This window comes from Kitasatospora sp. NPDC058406 (genome assembly GCF_042722765.1).
Taxonomy (GTDB): domain Bacteria; phylum Actinomycetota; class Actinomycetes; order Streptomycetales; family Streptomycetaceae; genus Kitasatospora.
Genome location: NZ_JBHXKE010000219.1, coordinates 1 through 15,601 on the forward strand (window position 1 = coordinate 1; position 15,601 = coordinate 15,601).

Consider the following 15,601-nt stretch of genomic DNA (forward strand, 5'->3'; position numbering starts at 1 on the left):
ACGCCCTCGCGCACCGAGTGCAGGACGGCGTCGTGGTGTTCGTACATCCGGGTCATCGCGGCCGGGCCCAGGCCCCGCGTCTGGCGTCGCAGCCGGCGGCTCACCAGGGCGGCGCAGCCGGCCGCGAGGGCGGTGGCGGCGGCGGCTCCGACCAGGAAGAGGGGCAGCTCGTGGTGGACCGACTTGTGGATGGCTTCGAGGGTGACGGGGGCGGCGACGATGGCGACCACCGCACCGGTCGCGTCCTTGACGGGGACGGCCGACACCACCGAGCGGCCCAGCGCACCGTCGAAGGTCCTGGTGACGGCCCTGCCCTCGGCGGCCTCCGCGTAGGGGCCGATGACGTGCTTGCCGAGCTGCGAGGTGTCGCTGTGCGTGAGCACGGTCCCGTCGAGCCGGTACACGATGAGCGCGTCGATCCCGGCGGCCGTCCGGACCTCCTCGGCCAGCGGTTGGAGGGTCGCGGTGGGGTCGGCGCCGTCCAGAGCGGCGACGAGTCCGGGCGCGTGGGCGAACGACTCGGCGGCGGCGAGGGTGCGGTGCCGGGCGTCGGTGGTGGTGGAGCGCTGTTGCTGCACCACGAGGGCCACCACGGCGCCGACCACCAGGAGGACGACCATCACCAGTTGGAGGAGGAAGACCTCGCGGGCGAAGCTGCGCCCGGCCGTCCCGCCCGGTGGCCGGGGCGGCGACGCCGGTGGCGGCGGGTCGCCGTGCGGACCACCGCCGTCCTTCCCGGGGGGTCGGCGACCCGCTCCGGGCCTCGGCGCGCCGGCGCCGAGGCCGGCCCGGGGGCCGGCCGGACGGTGCACGTCGCTTCCACCCGGGCGAGGGTCCATAGTCACTTTTTATCCCGTTTTGCCCGATATCAGGCAACAAGCGGCCGTCCCGTACCTCCGGACGGGCCCGGCCGGACTTCCGGCCTGGGCGGCTGCGGAGCGCCCCTCGCTCCGTCCTCGGCCGCCGCGGCGACGCCTGGCCGGCAGCAATGACGGACCCCCGGCCGCGAGGGCAAGGGCCGCGTCGAGGAGCATCCACGGGAGGTCGAGGAGGCCGACGGAGCCGGTGGCGCCGAGACCGCTCGCGGTCACCGTGACCGTCACCTCACACGGAGGGCCGGGAGGAAGCCTGGTGACCTTCACCGACAGCTACGAGCGTGCGGGTGCCGTACGCAAGGCGTTCCACCGGCTGCCGGGGGAACCCGCCCGCTCCGTGGACGCCGCCGAGGTCGACGTCCACTACGTCCCGCCGAAGCTCGTCGCCCGCACCAACTTCCCCGCCGCGCTCTTCGACGACGTCAGTGGCGCCCTCGTCAGGACGCCGTACCGGGCTGGCCAACGGGCACGGCTTCTACCACCACCCGGTGCGCCGCGAGGGCCTCTACTACCCCAGGCACGGCGGCGCCGGCACCGTCGTGCAGTGGGACAAGACCTGGACGGCGGACAACGACACCACGTCCAAGGTCTTCCTCTCCTTCGACGGCCGCCGCTTCATCGACCAGATGGACCTCACCTGGGCCGAGGGCGGGAAGGGCTGACCCGCCGGCCCAACCCGCCCGACCGACCCGCCCGACCCGACCGACCCGTACGGCGACCGTCCGCTCGACGCACCGCGCATCCCGGCCGGCGTCGGTCCGGCCCGTGGTCCGGACACCTCGTACCCGACGTCAAACAGCTCGCCACCAGGCCGAACGAGGCCGCCCACCCCCGGCGGGTGTCAGCCGAGGAAGCGGCCGTCCCGGGCGACCACGCGGCCGGCGTGGACGACGACGTCGCGTGGGGGCAGGTCGACCACGATCTGCGGGAGGCACTCACCGGGGAGCAGCATGAAGTCGGCCGGGGAGCCCGGCCGGAGGGTGACGCGCGGGAGGTCGAGCAGGTCGGCGCCGCCGTCGGCGGCCAGGGCGAAGCAGTCGCTCAGCTCCTCGTCGGTGCGGGCACCGGTGGTCCAGCCGAGCAGGTGGGCGCGGTGCAGCATGTCGGCGTTGCCGTACGGGCTCCAGGAGTCGCGCACGCCGTCGGACCCCAGGCCGACGCGCACGCCGTGCGACTGCAGCTCGCGGAACGGCAGCATCTGGTGGGCCGAGGGGGCGACGGTGGTGAGGCCGACGCCGGCCTCCGCCAGCTCGTCGGCGAGGTCGGTGAGCCGCTCGTCGGCGAGCTCCGGGACGCAGAAGGCGTGGCTGACCACGACCCGGCCGGCCAGGCCCGCGGCCCGGGTGCGCGCGAGGATGTCACGCAGCGGGCCGAGGCCCCGCTCGCCACGGTCGTGCAGGTGGACGTCCAACTGCAGGCCGTGGCGTTCGGCCAGGTCGAAGACGAGGTCGAGCTGGGCGGGACCCTCGCCGTCCGGTCCTCCGTCGAAGCCGGCGGGGTCGATCCCGCCGACCGCGTCGATCAGTCCGCTCGCCGCCGCCTCGGCCAGCAGCTCCGCCGTGCCGGGGGTGCGGCGGACGCCGTGCTGCGGGAAGGCCACCAGCTGGACGTCCAGCGCCGGGGCCAACCGCTCGCGTGCCTCGGCCAGCCCGGTCACCCCGTCCAGCCCGTAGGCGGGGGCGACGTCCACGTGGGCCCGGACCGCGCGCGTGCCGCAGGCCACGGCGTGGGCCAGCAGCCGCTGGGCGCGCGCGGCGAGGGGGGTGCGCTGACGGCGGTAGAGGTCGACGTCGCCACCGACGTACTCGGGGAGCGAGCCGGCCGGGCGCCGGCCGTACCAGGGCTCGCCCCAGGCCGTCTTGTCCGGGTGAATGTGCGCGTCCACCAGCGTGGGCAGGGCGATCCGCCCCTCGCCCTCCACGACGAGCGGGTCCGCGCCGGCCGGCAGGCGCTCGACCAGCAGACCGTCGGCGGCGAACAGGTCGACGGCGCGATCGGCGCCGTACGGACGGACGTTGCGGAAGACGGTGGCGGTGGTTGCGGTCACGGGGGTCAACCCTTCCTCGGTGCGGTCGCGTCGGCGGGCGGTGGGCTGCTCCCTGCTGCCGGTGCGGACACCGATCCGGCCGCGGACTGCCCGACGGACAGCCCGCCGACGAAACATCCCACCATTTCCTGCAACAGTCTGTTTATCATCGCCGGGCCCCCGTTCCCCACCCGGCGCCACCCGGCGCACCCCTCACGCGCCCACGGTCCTCGAGGCGGCCCACCGCCCGGCTATGGTTGTTCCGCATGACTCACAGCGAGATCGAGGTCACTGCGGAACTGGTCCGGGACCTGCTGCGCGACCAGCACCCCGACCTGGCCGATCGTCCGGTGAAGCTCGGCGCACGCGGCTGGGACAACCAGCTGTGGCGGCTCGGCGACGACCTCGCCGTGCGGCTGCCGTGGGCTACACAGTCCGCCGATGCGCTGCTGCGCAAGGAACACGCCTGGCTGCCCGGCCTCGCCCCGCACCTTCCGCTGCGGGTCCCCGTCCCGCAGCGCCTCGGTGAGCCCTCCGACCGATTTCCGCGGCCCTGGATCGTCACCACCTGGGTGCCGGGCGAGCCCGCCGACCGCGCCCCCGCCACACGCGCCGCGGAGGCGGCCGACGCCTTGGCCGCCTTCCTGGCGGCCCTTCACCGACCCGCTCCCGACGGGGCGCCGACCGGTCGGGACCGCGGGGGGCCACTGGCCGACCATGCCGAGGGGTTCGCCAGGATGCTCGCCTCGGCCACCGAGCTCGGACTGATCCCCGCCCCGGACGGCGTCCGCGCGCTCTGGGAGGACGCCGTGGCCGCGTCCGCCTGGACGGGCCCGGCACTGTGGCTCCACGGCGATCTGCACCCGGCCAACGTCCTCACCGCGAACGGCACGTTCTGCGGAGTAGTCGATTTCGGCGACCTCTTCGCGGGTGATCCGGCCTTCGACCTCGCCGCGGCGTGGATCCTGCTGCCGGACGGCGCCGTCGACAGGTTCGTTGCCGCGTACCGGCCGGCCCCGGACGCCGCGACCCTGCGTCGCGCCCGCGGCTGGGCGGTGTGGCGCGCACTCGCCTGCCTCCTCATCGGGGAGGCCGGCGTCCACGGCCGCCCCGGCGGCAAGGCCACCTGGGGCCCACCGGCCCGCGCCGCACTGCGACGACTCCTCGCACCGGTCCCCCGGCCCGGCGAGCACGGCCCGGCGGACGATGCCACCGGCGCGCGTCGCCCGGCGTGAGCAGACCGGCTGTCCCGTCAGCGGTCGAGCAGACTCCCGGAGGCGGCCAGGGCCTCCGAGGCCGCCCCGGCGTCGTCGCCACGGGCACGGGCCCGAGCCTCGATGAGGTCGGTGAAGGCCGGCACCGGCACCGGGGTCAGCCGATCGGTTGACCCCGTCGTCCACCGACCGGCGGCGTCGGACGGGCCGGGCTGCCGATCCCCCGCCGGCGCCCGAGGGGCAGGCTGGAGGGCACCGCGGCCCATCGGCGCCGACCGCCGGCCCCTTCGTGGAGGAACCCTCGATGACCGACCGCCCCCCTGTCACCGGCCGACCGGGCCGGCGGTTCCGTCGAGGATCGGAGGTGGCCGTTCGGGCCGCCCTGGCCCGGGCCGCCGCGGGCGCGGCGACGGCCCTCGTACTGCTCGCCGCCTGCGGTCAGACCCCACCCGCACCGCCCGCCGCCGACCCGAGCCAGAACCCGGGCCCGAGTGCGACCGCAGCGGCGCCCACCGCCGCCGGGCCCTCCGGCTCGCCGGACCGGCCGACCCCCCTGCTCCTGGTCACCGACTTCGGTGCGGACACCGTCACGTTCGTCGACCCGTCCCGCACCGACCGCGGAGCGGACCTGGGCTCCGTCCGGGTCGGCACCGGCCCCTACGCCCTCGCCGTCGCACCCGACGGCACCGCCTGGGTGGCCACCGCCGAGGGCGTCGCCGCCGTCGACACCCGGGCCCGCACGCGAACCGCGCTGGTCCCGTACAGGACCCGGACCGGCCCCGTGGCCACCGGCGAGTACCGGGGCGGCGGCATGGGCCTCGCCCTCTCCCCGGACGGCAGCCGGCTCTACGTCGGTGTCAACGTGCCCGGGGGGAACGGCACCCTGGAAGTCGTCGACACGGCCACCCGCGCCGTCGTCCAGGTCGTCCCGGTCGGCCGCCGCCCCTTCGACGTGGACGTCTCCGCCGACGGCCGCCAGGTCTACGTCACCGGCCACGACTCCTTCGACGTGACGACGGTCGACACCGCCACCTGGGACACCCGCCGCATCGAGGTCGCCCCGTACGGCACCGAGGGCGGCCTCGGCTCCTGGCTCAAGCCCCACTACGCCGCCGTCCGCACGACCGACGGCGCGTTGCTGCTTCCCTTCGAGGGCGAGCGCCTCGCCGTCGTCGACCCGTCCACCGGCCGCACCACCGTCGAACCGATGACCGCCAACACCCACCAGCACGGCGCCACCATCGCCCCCGACGGCACCCTCTACGTCGTCGGCACCGGGCCGATCGACCCCGCCACGGACGCCGGCCCCTCCCTCACCATCCGCTCCCCGGACGGCACGGAACGCGTCCTCCCCCTCGACGGCCCGCACGAGACCGTCACCCTCTCGCCGGACGGTCGCACCGCGTACGTCGCCGGCGGCTTCACCCGCGAGGGCGGCTGGAACGGCCTCACCCTCGTCGACACCGCCACCGGCCGGACCACCCGCCTCCCGGTCGGCCACCTTCCGCTCTCCGTCGCCGTCCTCCCTGAACAGGCCGGCGGTTGACGCCCGGGACGACGAGAGCCGCGTCCCGACAACCACCGCGTGACGGCGGGGCCCCGGGTCGTTCCGGTTCCGGCTCGCGGCGTACGGGTGGGGACGTGGGCGTTGAGCTCCGCCCCCAACGGTCGGCGCCCGCCCGACAGACGGGCGGCGGTCCTGGCGGACCACCGTGGGGACACGGTGCGGGGCCGGCACCGCGTACCCGGATGCTGTTGGTTAATTCGCCCCGCTGGGTTTCGACTCGGCGGGGCGAAGCCGTGCGAAATGGCTGGTGCGGGTGCGGGCGCGGGGTGTTTCGGTGAGGTGGGCATCGATGCGGGCGAGGTTGATGGCGGCGCCGGTGAGTTGGTGCTGGAGGCTGGTCTTCGCGAGGCCCTGGTAGCGGGATCTACGCAGGCCGCAACGCTGGACACCTTGGGAGATGGTGCCCTCGATCCCGGCGCGGATCTTGTAACGGTCCTTCCAGGCGTCGGTGTGCTGTTCGGCGCGGGCGGCCTGGCGGGCGGCATACTCGTCGCGGGGCCGGAGGGTGAGCTCGCGGCGTTGAGCTTTCGGGGAGCTGGTGCAAGCGCGCAGGTCAGGGCAGGTGCGGCAGTCAGCGGGATTGAACCGGACCCGGATGACAGGCAGTCCGGTCTGCGAGCGGCGGGGATGCCACTGGGTGCTGGTGATCCCGTTCGGGCAGGTGGCCTGCCGATGGTCCCAGTCGAGGGTGAACGCGTCCCGCCGGAACAGAACGTTCTTTTGAAGACTGGTGTCGGTGGCCATGGGCCCGTGCAGCGCGACGCCGTGGTCACGGTCGGCCGCGAGTACCTGTGCGGCGTTGGGATAGCCGGCATCGACCCAATGCTCACCGGGTAGGCAGTCCCGCGCGGCGAGGGAAGCGTGAATCGCCCCGGCCATCACGCTGTCCGCAACGGTGGCATCGGTCGTGGCCACGTTCGTGATCAGGTTCGGGGCATCCGGCTCGCAGGTCTCGGTGAGATGGGCCTTGTATCCGTCCCACAGGATGTCGCGTTTCTTGCTGCCCCTGGCCTCGGGGTCATAGGGCGTGACCAGGCGCGTCGCGCCCGGCGGGCGGTCTTTTGGGTCCCGTCGCCTCACCTCGTCCCCGTCCTGACGGAAGTGCTGGACCCACATCCGTCGCAGGATCTCCACCTGCTCCAGCTCCCGCAGTCCGGCCGGTGCCTGGGGCGAGAAGACGGCCTCAAGCAGTCGCGTCCCGTCCGTGCCGATCCGTCGGCCGATCTCCTCCCGTTTGGTGGGGGCCTTGGGGAACCGGGAGTCCTCGGCCCGGGTGGCGTAGTGCCGGAACCAGTCCGGCTCGGCGATCTCCACCAGCCAGTCGGGGGCAGCCTGCGCGAGCGTGTTCAGTGCCGAGCGGAGCGTTTCCGCGACCATCTCCAGCCAGCACAGCTCCCGTGCCGCGCATTTCACATGTGTGGAGTCGGTGCGGGCCCGGCCAGCGGTCTTGAGCAGCCCCTTCTCCCGGGCCGCGTTCAAGATGCCGTCCAACACCCGCCTGCCCGCCTCCGCCTCGACCAGACGGTCCCGGAACTCCGACAACACCGAGAAGTCGAAGCCCGGATCAGTCAGTTCCAGCGCAAGGGCATATTTGAAGTCGATCCTTGCCCGCACCGCCTCGGCGGCCTGCCGGTCGGTGAGCCCCTCGACGAACTGCAACACCAGCACCAACGCCAGCCGTCCTGGTGACCAGGCGGGTTTCCCCCGCACCGGGAAGAGGTCCGCGAACCCCTCGTCGGTGAACAGCACACCCAGCTCATCCCGCACCCGGATCGCCAGGCTCCCCTTCGGGAACGCGGCCTGCGCCACCCGCACCGTCTCCGCCGGAATCTCCCCCGGCCCCTTCGGCTGCATAGACATCGACACCCACCCCACACGACAACGTCGGCTCCCACGACCACAACCGGGTCATGGGAGCCGACGTCACGCACGGCCCCGAATTAACCAACAGCATCCGCGTACCCGGTGCCGGCCCCGCATTCCGACGGACGTCCGACCGGCGGTGGGTCACCTCACCTACGGCGGCGGCGCACGGTGACGATCACGGCCGTGGCGAGCAAGGCACCCCCTACCGCGGCGAGCACCGGGCCGCTGTACCGGAAGTCCTTCAGGGCCCGTCCGCGGGTCGAGGTCTCCGAGAGCCGTTCGAACACCTCGCCGGCCGAGTCCGTGAGACCTACGGTGTGCTCCTTCACCTGCACGCCCCCGGCGCGCAGACTGTCGGCAACCTCGCCGATCTGCTCCACCACGGCGTGCAGGGCCTGGTCGGCCGTGTGGCCGATGCTCTCCCTGGCATGTACGGCGGCGTCCCGTGCCCGGGCACCCACGTCCGCCTTCGCCACCACGACGTCGACGACGTCGGTGAGCCGCTCGCGGGTGTCGGCCATCCGGGTCGAGAGGTCCGCCGCAGTGGGGAGGACCGTCTTCTCGTTGCTGTGCTCGCGGGTCATCGGTGCGCACACTCCTTGATCGCGTCGGTATCGGTCCCGGCGGTCGCCGTCGCCTGCTCGGGGACGGGCCGCCCCGTCGGTCGGAAGCCCGTCGTGCGGCCCCCGTTCACACCGGTCTTCATTGCCGATTCCCTCCGTCGTTCCGCGGGTCCTCCGTCCGTCTGACCGGATGTGAGCCCGGCAAACGCGCCGCGGGCCGACCAATCGATCCGGGTGCGAGCGGCCCCCGGAGGGCGCGGGCCGACTCTCAGTCGGGCCAGGTTCCGGTCAGCCGGCGGATGCCCACGGCTCCTCCGCGGTCGACCGCCGCCTTCACGAGTGCGAAGACCGCGCCCTGCAACGCGGCCGCGGTCAGCACCCCGCGCCAGCTCCGGTCCTCGTCCGTGGGGCTGGGCGCGTCGTCCTCGCCCCCGACCAGCTTCCAGAGCCGTCGAAAGAGGGCACCGGCCAGAACCCCTCCCAGAGCGCCGGCGAGCAGGCCGAACGGCTTGTAGAGAATTCTGATCATCACACTCTCCTCGATCGTGCCGCCCGGGCTGCACGTGGCTGCGTCGGACCGGCGTTTGCGCCCATCGGGCCGGGCGCGGTGGAACGGGGCCGGGCATACGGCACCTTCCCCCGCCCTGCCGTCCCCGCGCCCGGGAAGGAGCGCCGTGCGCAGGCGACTTTCCCTCCTCGTGCCTCCCAACCCTCCGATACCCGGTCCGCCCGCCTCCGACCGAAGGCGCACCCCGGCGACTCACCACCACCCCGCCGCCACACCCCGCCGCCACACCCCGGCCGCGTGTAGCCGCGCGGATCACGGGCACCCGCAGTCCATGACGACGATGCTCACCAACGCGTCCGCAGCGGGACCCGCCGTGTCCGGAATCCTGCTGGTCCTGGTGGTCCTGGCCATCGGCGGCGCCCTGGTCGGCTCCGTCCTGCTGGGCGTCCGCAGGCAGAAACGGCGCAGGCCGCCGCCCTACACCGGCCGGGCCTCCCGGGGACCGGGCCGGCACTCCGGCGGGCGCCGGCCCCGGGACGGGCAGGCCTAGGCCCGACGACACCGAATTCCGACCCCTGAACCGGAGGAGACCATGACCCGCACCACCAGAGCACTCGCGATCGTGACCGACTACGGCGTCGAACAGGACGAACTCCTCGTACCCGTGCGGCACTTGCGCGAGAGCGGTATCCAGACCGACATCGCCGCCGTCTCCCGGGACGGCATCCGCACCCTGATCGGGGACAAGGATCCCGGCGAGACCGTGCAACCGACCCACACCCTCGCCGAAGCGAACGCCGACGACTACGACCTGCTGGTCGTCCCCGGCGGGACGATCAACGCCGACACGCTTCGGCTGGAGAAGGAGGCCGTCAACCTGGTCCGCGCCTTCGCCGGCTCCGGCCGTCCGATCGCCGCGATCTGCCACGGCCCCTGGTTGCTCGCCGAGGCCGGTGTGGCCGACGGCAAGACCCTCACCTCGTACCCGTCGCTGCGCACCGACCTCGGCAACGCGGGCGCGACCTGGACCGACCGGCCGCTCGTCGAGGACGACTCCGGCGGCTGGCGGCTGGTGACTTCCCGCACCCCCGACGACCTCGACGCGTTCCTGCGCGGCATCGACGCCGCGCTGGAGACCGCACAGCACTGAGGCGGGCCCGCGCCCGTCCTGCACGCCGTCCGTCCGGGGCCGTCCGATGTCGAAAACGGATACGATAAGTCCGAAACTCCTCAGCAAAGCTCCGCCGAGAGGGCCACTGCTTCATGGCGTCGAAGGTCAAGCCGGTCCCGGGTAGTCCCGCCTGGTGGGCGGGCCGGGCGCCGGCCCCGGAATACCGGCGCGGTCGTCCCCCGATGGAGGTCGGGCAGTTCGTCGACGCGGCCCTGAGGCTGATCGACGAGGTCGGGATCCAGGCCCTGACGCTGCGCATGGTCGCCGATTCGCTCGGCTCCGGCACGGCGACGCTCTACCGGCACTTCAGCGGCAAGGACGAGCTCCTCGCCCTCGTCGCGGACAGGATCCTGGGCGAGGTCCGCGTCCCGCCCGGCGACCTCGCCGACCTGCCGTGGCAGGAAGCCGCCGCCGTCTCGGCCGAGGCCCTGTACGGCACGCTGTGCCGGCACCCCGACGCGTTGCCCCTGCTGGCGGCCCGGGTCCCCGTCGGTCCCAACGGTCTCCGTGCCAGGGAGGGCCTCATCACGTTGTTCCTGGGCCACGGGTTCCCGGTCGGTCTGGCAGCCCGCGCCTTCACGGCGATCGGCCACTACGTGATCGGCTTCGCCATCCAGCAGCACGGCCCCGGGGTTCCCGGCGCCGACGACCGGTCTCACCTGCGGGAGTACTACGACTCGCTCGACCCGGAGGACTATCCGGCCACGACGGCTGCGGCCGAGGAGCTGACCTCCGTCCCGCTCCACGAGGAGTTCCGGTTCGGTCTGGACCTGCTCCTCGTCGGGCTGGAACGGGCCAGGCTCGACTCGTCGCAGGAGCCGGAACCTGCGCCGGAGCCGGAGCCGGAGCCGGGCAAAGCCTCGGGGTGGCACTGACGCGCGCCGCCTACGGTCGTGCTGACGGCCGTGTCGACGGCCGTTCCGCCGGTCGGCTCCGGCCGATCCGGTCGGCCACGGCGCGACCCATGACGAGTTCGAGGTCACAGCCCCGCAGCCAGGGCAGTTCCTCGGTGAACACCGTCACCGCCTCCCGCCACGAGCACCGCAGACGCGTGATGTCAGTACCCAGAACATCCGCTCGGCACCGAACGCGTCGAAGACCTGCCGGCCGGCAGGTACGGAGGCATCACCATGATCCCCACGGCCATGCCACGACGGTCGGCGGCCTCCCACAGCCAGTCGAGCGTGCCCGACGCCAGGCGTCCGGCCGTCTCCGGCGCCGCCATCACGAAGCGCAGCCCCACCATGCCGGGCTTGTCCAGCCACGCGTCGACGAGGGACTCGTCCGCGGCGTCGTCGAGGGGGAACCGGCCGAGAGTCGCGAACCGCTCGGGGTACCGCTCGGCCGCCTCCACGTAGTCGTTGGCGCCCGCGTCCCAGATCGCCGGGCAGTTGACGGCGCGGTCCACACCGGCCTCGTCCATGTCGCGCAGGGCGTTCTCGACGGTGTACGGCGCGCGCCAGTGGTGCGGTGGCGCGCTCGCGCCGGCCCAGAGGTGGATCTGCGCGTCGATGATCTGCATGGGTGTGCTTCCTCGTCTCAGGACACGACGGCGGGGCTCGGGGTGCCGCACAGGCGGGCCCGCGTCCAGTCGGCGACGAGCGTGTCGCGGTCGTGCCGGTGGTGGTAGACGCAGTGGTCACCGTCGGAGAAGACGACCACCTGCTTGTCGTCCGTGGGCGCGCCGTCCAGCAGGGTCTGCGCCAGCTCCATCGAGATCATGAGGTCCCCGCCGCCCTGGAGGACCAGGAGCGGATAGCCGGCGTCGGGCCCTCGCTCACGCGGGCGCGCAGTTCGACGGCATCGGCGTGGTCGACGCCGTAGCCGGTGATGCGCTCCGGGGAGAACTGGCGCAGCGCGGCCCGGGATTCGCCGGAGAGCCTCGCCGTGGCCTCCTCCGCCCCGGTGCGGTCGCCGACGAACGTCAGGGTCACGACCGGGGCCGGGCGGCCCTCGGTGACCTCCTGTGGTGCTGGCATTCCTGAGCTCCTCCTGTTCGACCTGATCGGGCGGCACACCGGGGACCGTCCGGCCGGTGGCGGCGGGGCGGGACGCGCGTCCTCGTCGGCGTGCGGAACGACCGCGGGCGCCCCGGCCACGTCGTGGGGCACCGGACGGCCCGGCCGGGTCATCGCGGGGTGTAGGCCGCGGTCGCGGTGGCGAAGGAGGCCGGCCAGTCGGACTTGATGACGGCGGCGATGTACCCGTCCGGCCGGACGAGGATCAGCGCGTCACCGTCGACGCCGTAGATGCCGGACAGCCGGCCGGTGGCGTCGGTGAGGTGGCCACGGTCGATCCCGCGCCCGCCGCGAACGGCGTAGCGGTGCAGTTCGGCCCCCTCGGACGGCCAGGTCAGGCCGGGCAGGGCCGCGGTGGCGCCGGGGCCGAAGGCCAGCAGTGTGAAGTGCGGTCCCCGGAGGACGTCGAACAGGCGGGTGGTGCCGGGGGCGGTGCACGGCGCGTCGGGCGCCCGGTCGCCCGCGTGCAGGGTCCTGGTGGCCGGGGCGTCGCCGGGAGCGAGCGGGCCGCCGGCGTAGGTGAGTCCGAGCTGCCGCTCCTCGTCTCCGCGTTTCAGGCCCGCGACACGGTGCCTGCCGAGGCTCCTGTAGAGCTCGCTGGACTTGCCGAGGACGCCTGCGGCGATCGGGAGCCGTTCGGCCTCGTAGCTGTCGAGCAGGTCGTCCGGCGAGCCGGCGATCACCTGCCCGAGCTTCCAGCCCAGGTTGTAGGCGTCCTGCACACCCGTGTTGAGGCCCTGGGCGCCGGCGGGCGTGTGCACGTGGGCGGCGTCGCCCGCCAGGAGGACCCGGCCCGCGCGGTAGCGCTCGACGAGCCGGACGTTGGGCCGGAACACCGAGGTCCAGGTGATGTCGTGGAGCGTGAGGCGGGTGAGGGCGTGGAACCGGCGGGTCAGGGCGGCGTGGTCGAGATCCGGCGCCTCGCCCGGCTTCAGTCGGATCATCACCTGGAACTGGTCGGAGTGCGGCAGCGGGCACGCTCCGGCGGACGCGCCGGGCCACATGTGCCACCGGTCGCGGGACAGTCCGTCGATCGTGCCGTCGATGATGAGGGTCTTGTCGGAGTCGTCGGTCTCCCCGACGAAACCGAGACCGGTCGCCGCACGGACGGCGCTCGCGCCGCCGTCGGCGCCGACGAGGTACCGGGTGCGCACCCGCTCGCCGGTGGAGAGCGTCGCCGTCACGCCGTCGGCGTCCTGCTCGAAGGTCTCCAGGGCGGCCCCGTATTCGATGCGCAGCCCGTGGCGTTCGAGCAGACGGTGCAGGATGGCGTCGGTGCGGTGCTGCGGCAGCAGGAGGATGTTCGGGTACGGCACGTCCGGGGTCGGCCTGTTCCGCTGCTGCATCCGCCACGGCGCGGTGAAGGGTCCGAGGTGGAGTCCTGCGAGCGGGTAGGGGCCGCCTTCGGCGTGTGCCTCGTGAAGGACGCCGAGGTCCTCGAACACTTCCTGGGTGCGGGGCTGGATCCCCTTGGCGCGGGAGCCCTGGAAGGCCCGTGTCGCTTTGTCGACGACGCGGACGCGGACGCCGCGCCGCAGCAGGTCGGCCGCCAGGGTGGAGCCGGTGGGTCCGGCCCCGGCGACGAGGACATCGGTGTCGTGGGGTTCTGTCATGGTGATCGGCCTCAAGTTGATCTTGCCGGGAAGGGCGACGGGATTCGGCGCCGGGGTCCGTAGAAGGTCCGTCGAAGGTCCGCCGAAACGGACCGCGCGCTCGCCGGACGGACGTCCGGGAGTCCGGTCGCCGACTATCGGCTACGGCAGTACCGAAAAGCATTTTGGATACAACGTAGCCATTTAAGGAGGGCGGGGCAAGACCGGCGCACAAGCGCCCGCTCCAGCGACCGCCTCCCCCTCCGCGGATGCGGGAGCAGGAGGGCGGCGACCGGACTCCGGTCGGCAGCCGGCTCGCGAGCAACGTCCTCCGGGCAGCCGAGCCCCCGCACGGGTTGTCGCGCGTCCCGCGCCGGCAGGAGGCAGGGTGGTGGGATCCGTGCGACGCACGGAGCTTCGACACTGAAAGGTGATCGCCATGTCCGACACCGCCAGCGGAACGCCACGAGCCCTGGGCCGGTCCCTCCGCCTCGACCACCCGGTCGCATGACCACCCTGACAGGCGCCACCGCCGCCTACCTGGTGAGCCTGCGGGACCCGGCCGGCGCGGTCCGCTGCGCCGTCGTGACGGCGAGCGCCAGGACCGGACCGGCGGGGCACCGCGTCTACATCGACGGCGACGGCGGCCTGGAGGTCGAGATCACCTGCGGCGGCGACCACCGCGTGCTCCGGTGCTCGCCCGGTCTGCGGATCACCTCACTGGCCGGCCTGTCCTGAGGACGCCTGCCGCCCCGGCCTCGCCCACGTCCCTCCCACTGCCGGGCAGGAACGGCCGGACCTTGGCCTTCACCCCTTGCCGGAGGGTCTGCTGATTGGCAGGGTCGGCGTAGAGGACAGCGATCAGCGCCCGGAGCCGGTCTGACCCATCAGGCCCCAGCGGCCCGCGAGCTCGGCAAGGACGTCCTAGCCCACCGCGGACAGGAAGCCCTCCAGCACGGCCGTGAACGCCTGCGGGTCGTCCAGCCACGGGTAGTGGCCGGCGCCCGGCTGGACGGCGAGCGTCACCTCGGTGAAGAGTGACGCGGCATCGGCGGCGGCTCCGGCGGTGGGCCACAGGTCCAGTCGGCCGCACCCGCGCCGCGCTGCTCTCCGAGCTCGGCGAACCGCTGAGCACCCCCGACCTCGCCGCCCGCCTCGGTGTCACCGCCGGCGCCGTCTCCCAGCACCTCGGCGCCCTCCGCGCCGCCGGTCTGGTGACGACCCGCCGCACCGGCCGCACGGCCGTGCACCTGCGCACCCGGACGGGCACGGTGCTCACGGCCGAACCCTCGGGCCGACCGGGACCGGGCACCGCGGGAACGACTGCCGACGCCCCGAACGGGTAGACGCGCGGCATGCTCACGTTCGGCATCGAGGAGGAGTACCTCCTCCTCGACGCGGTGACCGGACTGCCCCGCGCCCGGGCCGTCCAGGTCCGGGACGCGGCCGGGCTGCAGCCCGCCCTGGACAGCGGCGAGGTGCAGCACGAGCTGCTCCAGGCCCAGCTTGAGGTGGCCACCCCGGTCTGCCACGACCTCGACGAGGGCGGCGGCCACCTCCTCCGGATGCGCCACGCACTGGGCCAGGCCGCCCGCGCGGACGGTTGCGTGCTCGCCGCCTGCGCCGCCGCCCCGTTCGCCGACACCGACGGAGTGCCCGTCCCCGTCACACCCACGGCCCGCTACCGCGCCATGCGCGGCGACACCGGGCGCCTGACCGACGAGCAGCTGATCGCCGGCATGCACGTCCACATCGGCGTCCCCGACCGGTCCGCCGGCGTCACCGTGCTGAACCGGCTGCGCCCCTGGCTGCCGCTGCTGATCGCGTTCGCCGCCAACTCGCCCCTGTGGCACGGGACGGACACCGGTTTCGCCTCCTGGCGCACCCCGGTCTTCGGACGCTGGCCCGTCAGCGGGCCGCCCCCGCACTTCGACGGCGACCGCGACTACGACCGCCGCACCACGGCGCTCGTCCGCGACGGGCTGATCCCCGACATCGGACAGCTCTACTGGCACGTCCGGCTCTCCGAGCGGTACCCGACGGTCGAGACACGCGCCATGGACGTCCAGCTCCGGCCCGACGAGGCGGTCATGCTGGCCGGCGTGGTCCGTGCCCTGGCAACCCGTGCACTCGCCGACGAGCGCGCGGGACGGCCGGGCCCGGCCGTCCTGCCGGAGCAGCTGGCGGCGGCCGTCTGGCAC

General features: G+C 73.8%; 17 protein-coding genes and 1 pseudogene. 9 read left to right on the forward strand and 9 right to left on the reverse strand.

The features are described 5' to 3' along the window. Positions 1 to 839: pseudogene (locus ACFWOG_RS31855) on the reverse strand (histidine kinase); the annotation flags it as partial. A 461-nt stretch (positions 840 to 1,300) separates the two neighbouring features. On the opposite strand from ACFWOG_RS31855, the gene ACFWOG_RS31860 reads away from it, so the two are divergent. Beyond that, a complete protein-coding gene (locus tag ACFWOG_RS31860) occupies positions 1,301 to 1,537 on the forward strand; it encodes a hypothetical protein (RefSeq protein ID WP_380362536.1) in 237 nt (78 codons plus the stop codon). 179 nt (positions 1,538 to 1,716) lie between these two features. On the opposite strand, the gene ACFWOG_RS31865 is transcribed toward ACFWOG_RS31860, so the two are convergent. Then, positions 1,717 to 3,039, reverse strand: a complete 1,323-nt coding sequence (locus ACFWOG_RS31865) for an amidohydrolase (protein WP_380362538.1) — start codon at positions 3,037 to 3,039, stop codon at positions 1,717 to 1,719. Positions 3,040 to 3,167: 128 nt separating this feature from the next. Between ACFWOG_RS31865 and ACFWOG_RS31870 the strand changes: the two genes are divergently transcribed. After that, positions 3,168 to 4,136, forward strand: a complete 969-nt coding sequence (locus ACFWOG_RS31870) for an aminoglycoside phosphotransferase family protein (protein WP_380362540.1) — start codon at positions 3,168 to 3,170, stop codon at positions 4,134 to 4,136. 283 nt (positions 4,137 to 4,419) lie between these two features. Continuing rightward, entirely contained in the window at positions 4,420 to 5,661 is a 1,242-nt protein-coding gene (locus ACFWOG_RS31875; protein WP_380362542.1) for a hypothetical protein, read from the forward strand. A gap of 213 nt (positions 5,662 to 5,874) precedes the next feature. Here the strand turns inward: ACFWOG_RS31875 and ACFWOG_RS31880 are convergent, their stop codons facing one another. From ACFWOG_RS31880 to ACFWOG_RS31890, 3 genes are all read right to left on the reverse strand, one after another. Next, positions 5,875 to 7,542, reverse strand: coding sequence for an IS1182 family transposase (locus ACFWOG_RS31880; protein ID WP_380362544.1), 1,668 nt, complete (start codon positions 7,540 to 7,542; stop codon positions 5,875 to 5,877). Positions 7,543 to 7,694: 152 nt separating this feature from the next. Beyond that, a complete protein-coding gene (locus ACFWOG_RS31885; protein WP_380362546.1) occupies positions 7,695 to 8,132 on the reverse strand; it encodes a hypothetical protein in 438 nt (145 codons plus the stop codon). 247 nt (positions 8,133 to 8,379) lie between these two features. Then, complete coding sequence (locus ACFWOG_RS31890; protein ID WP_355405305.1) at positions 8,380 to 8,640, reverse strand: DUF4235 domain-containing protein; 261 nt, start codon at positions 8,638 to 8,640, stop codon at positions 8,380 to 8,382. Between the two features lie 310 nt (positions 8,641 to 8,950). Here ACFWOG_RS31890 and ACFWOG_RS31895 point away from each other — a divergent pair, with 310 nt between their 5' ends. From ACFWOG_RS31895 to ACFWOG_RS31905, 3 genes are all read left to right on the forward strand, one after another. Beyond that, entirely contained in the window at positions 8,951 to 9,169 is a 219-nt protein-coding gene (locus ACFWOG_RS31895) for a DUF6479 family protein (protein ID WP_380362548.1), read from the forward strand. Between the two features lie 42 nt (positions 9,170 to 9,211). Then, on the forward strand, positions 9,212 to 9,769 hold the full coding sequence (locus ACFWOG_RS31900) for a type 1 glutamine amidotransferase domain-containing protein (protein WP_380362550.1): 558 nt from the start codon (positions 9,212 to 9,214) through the stop codon (positions 9,767 to 9,769). Between the two features lie 203 nt (positions 9,770 to 9,972). Further along, a complete protein-coding gene (locus tag ACFWOG_RS31905) occupies positions 9,973 to 10,665 on the forward strand; it encodes a TetR/AcrR family transcriptional regulator (protein WP_380362552.1) in 693 nt (230 codons plus the stop codon). Positions 10,666 to 10,847: 182 nt separating this feature from the next. Here ACFWOG_RS31905 and ACFWOG_RS31910 read toward each other — a convergent pair whose 3' ends face one another. The 4 genes from ACFWOG_RS31910 to ACFWOG_RS31925 all read right to left on the reverse strand — a co-directional run bounded on the left by ACFWOG_RS31910 (position 10,848) and on the right by ACFWOG_RS31925 (position 13,421). Beyond that, entirely contained in the window at positions 10,848 to 11,312 is a 465-nt protein-coding gene (locus ACFWOG_RS31910) for an amidohydrolase family protein (RefSeq protein ID WP_380362554.1), read from the reverse strand. A 17-nt stretch (positions 11,313 to 11,329) separates the two neighbouring features. After that, the gene (locus tag ACFWOG_RS31915; RefSeq protein ID WP_380362556.1) at positions 11,330 to 11,512 is read right to left on the reverse strand and encodes a hypothetical protein; all 183 of its coding nucleotides are present in this window, start codon (positions 11,510 to 11,512) and stop codon (positions 11,330 to 11,332) included. Next, positions 11,509 to 11,769 carry a hypothetical protein gene (locus ACFWOG_RS31920; protein WP_380362558.1) on the reverse strand — a complete coding sequence of 87 codons (261 nt, stop codon included), beginning with the start codon at positions 11,767 to 11,769 and terminating at the stop codon, positions 11,509 to 11,511. Before ACFWOG_RS31920 ends, ACFWOG_RS31915 begins: the two co-directional genes overlap by 4 nt. A 149-nt stretch (positions 11,770 to 11,918) precedes the next feature. Beyond that, the gene (locus ACFWOG_RS31925; RefSeq protein WP_380362560.1) at positions 11,919 to 13,421 is read right to left on the reverse strand and encodes an FAD-dependent monooxygenase; all 1,503 of its coding nucleotides are present in this window, start codon (positions 13,419 to 13,421) and stop codon (positions 11,919 to 11,921) included. A 486-nt stretch (positions 13,422 to 13,907) separates the two neighbouring features. Between ACFWOG_RS31925 and ACFWOG_RS31930 the strand changes: the two genes are divergently transcribed. From ACFWOG_RS31930 to ACFWOG_RS31940, 3 genes are all read left to right on the forward strand, one after another. Further along, positions 13,908 to 14,138 carry a DUF6296 family protein gene (locus tag ACFWOG_RS31930; protein ID WP_380362562.1) on the forward strand — a complete coding sequence of 77 codons (231 nt, stop codon included), beginning with the start codon at positions 13,908 to 13,910 and terminating at the stop codon, positions 14,136 to 14,138. A gap of 299 nt (positions 14,139 to 14,437) precedes the next feature. Next, positions 14,438 to 14,746, forward strand: coding sequence for an ArsR/SmtB family transcription factor (locus tag ACFWOG_RS31935; RefSeq protein WP_380362564.1), 309 nt, complete (start codon positions 14,438 to 14,440; stop codon positions 14,744 to 14,746). 9 nt (positions 14,747 to 14,755) lie between these two features. Then, a partial coding sequence (locus ACFWOG_RS31940) for a YbdK family carboxylate-amine ligase (RefSeq protein ID WP_380362566.1) occupies positions 14,756 to 15,601 on the forward strand: 846 nt, incomplete at its 3' end.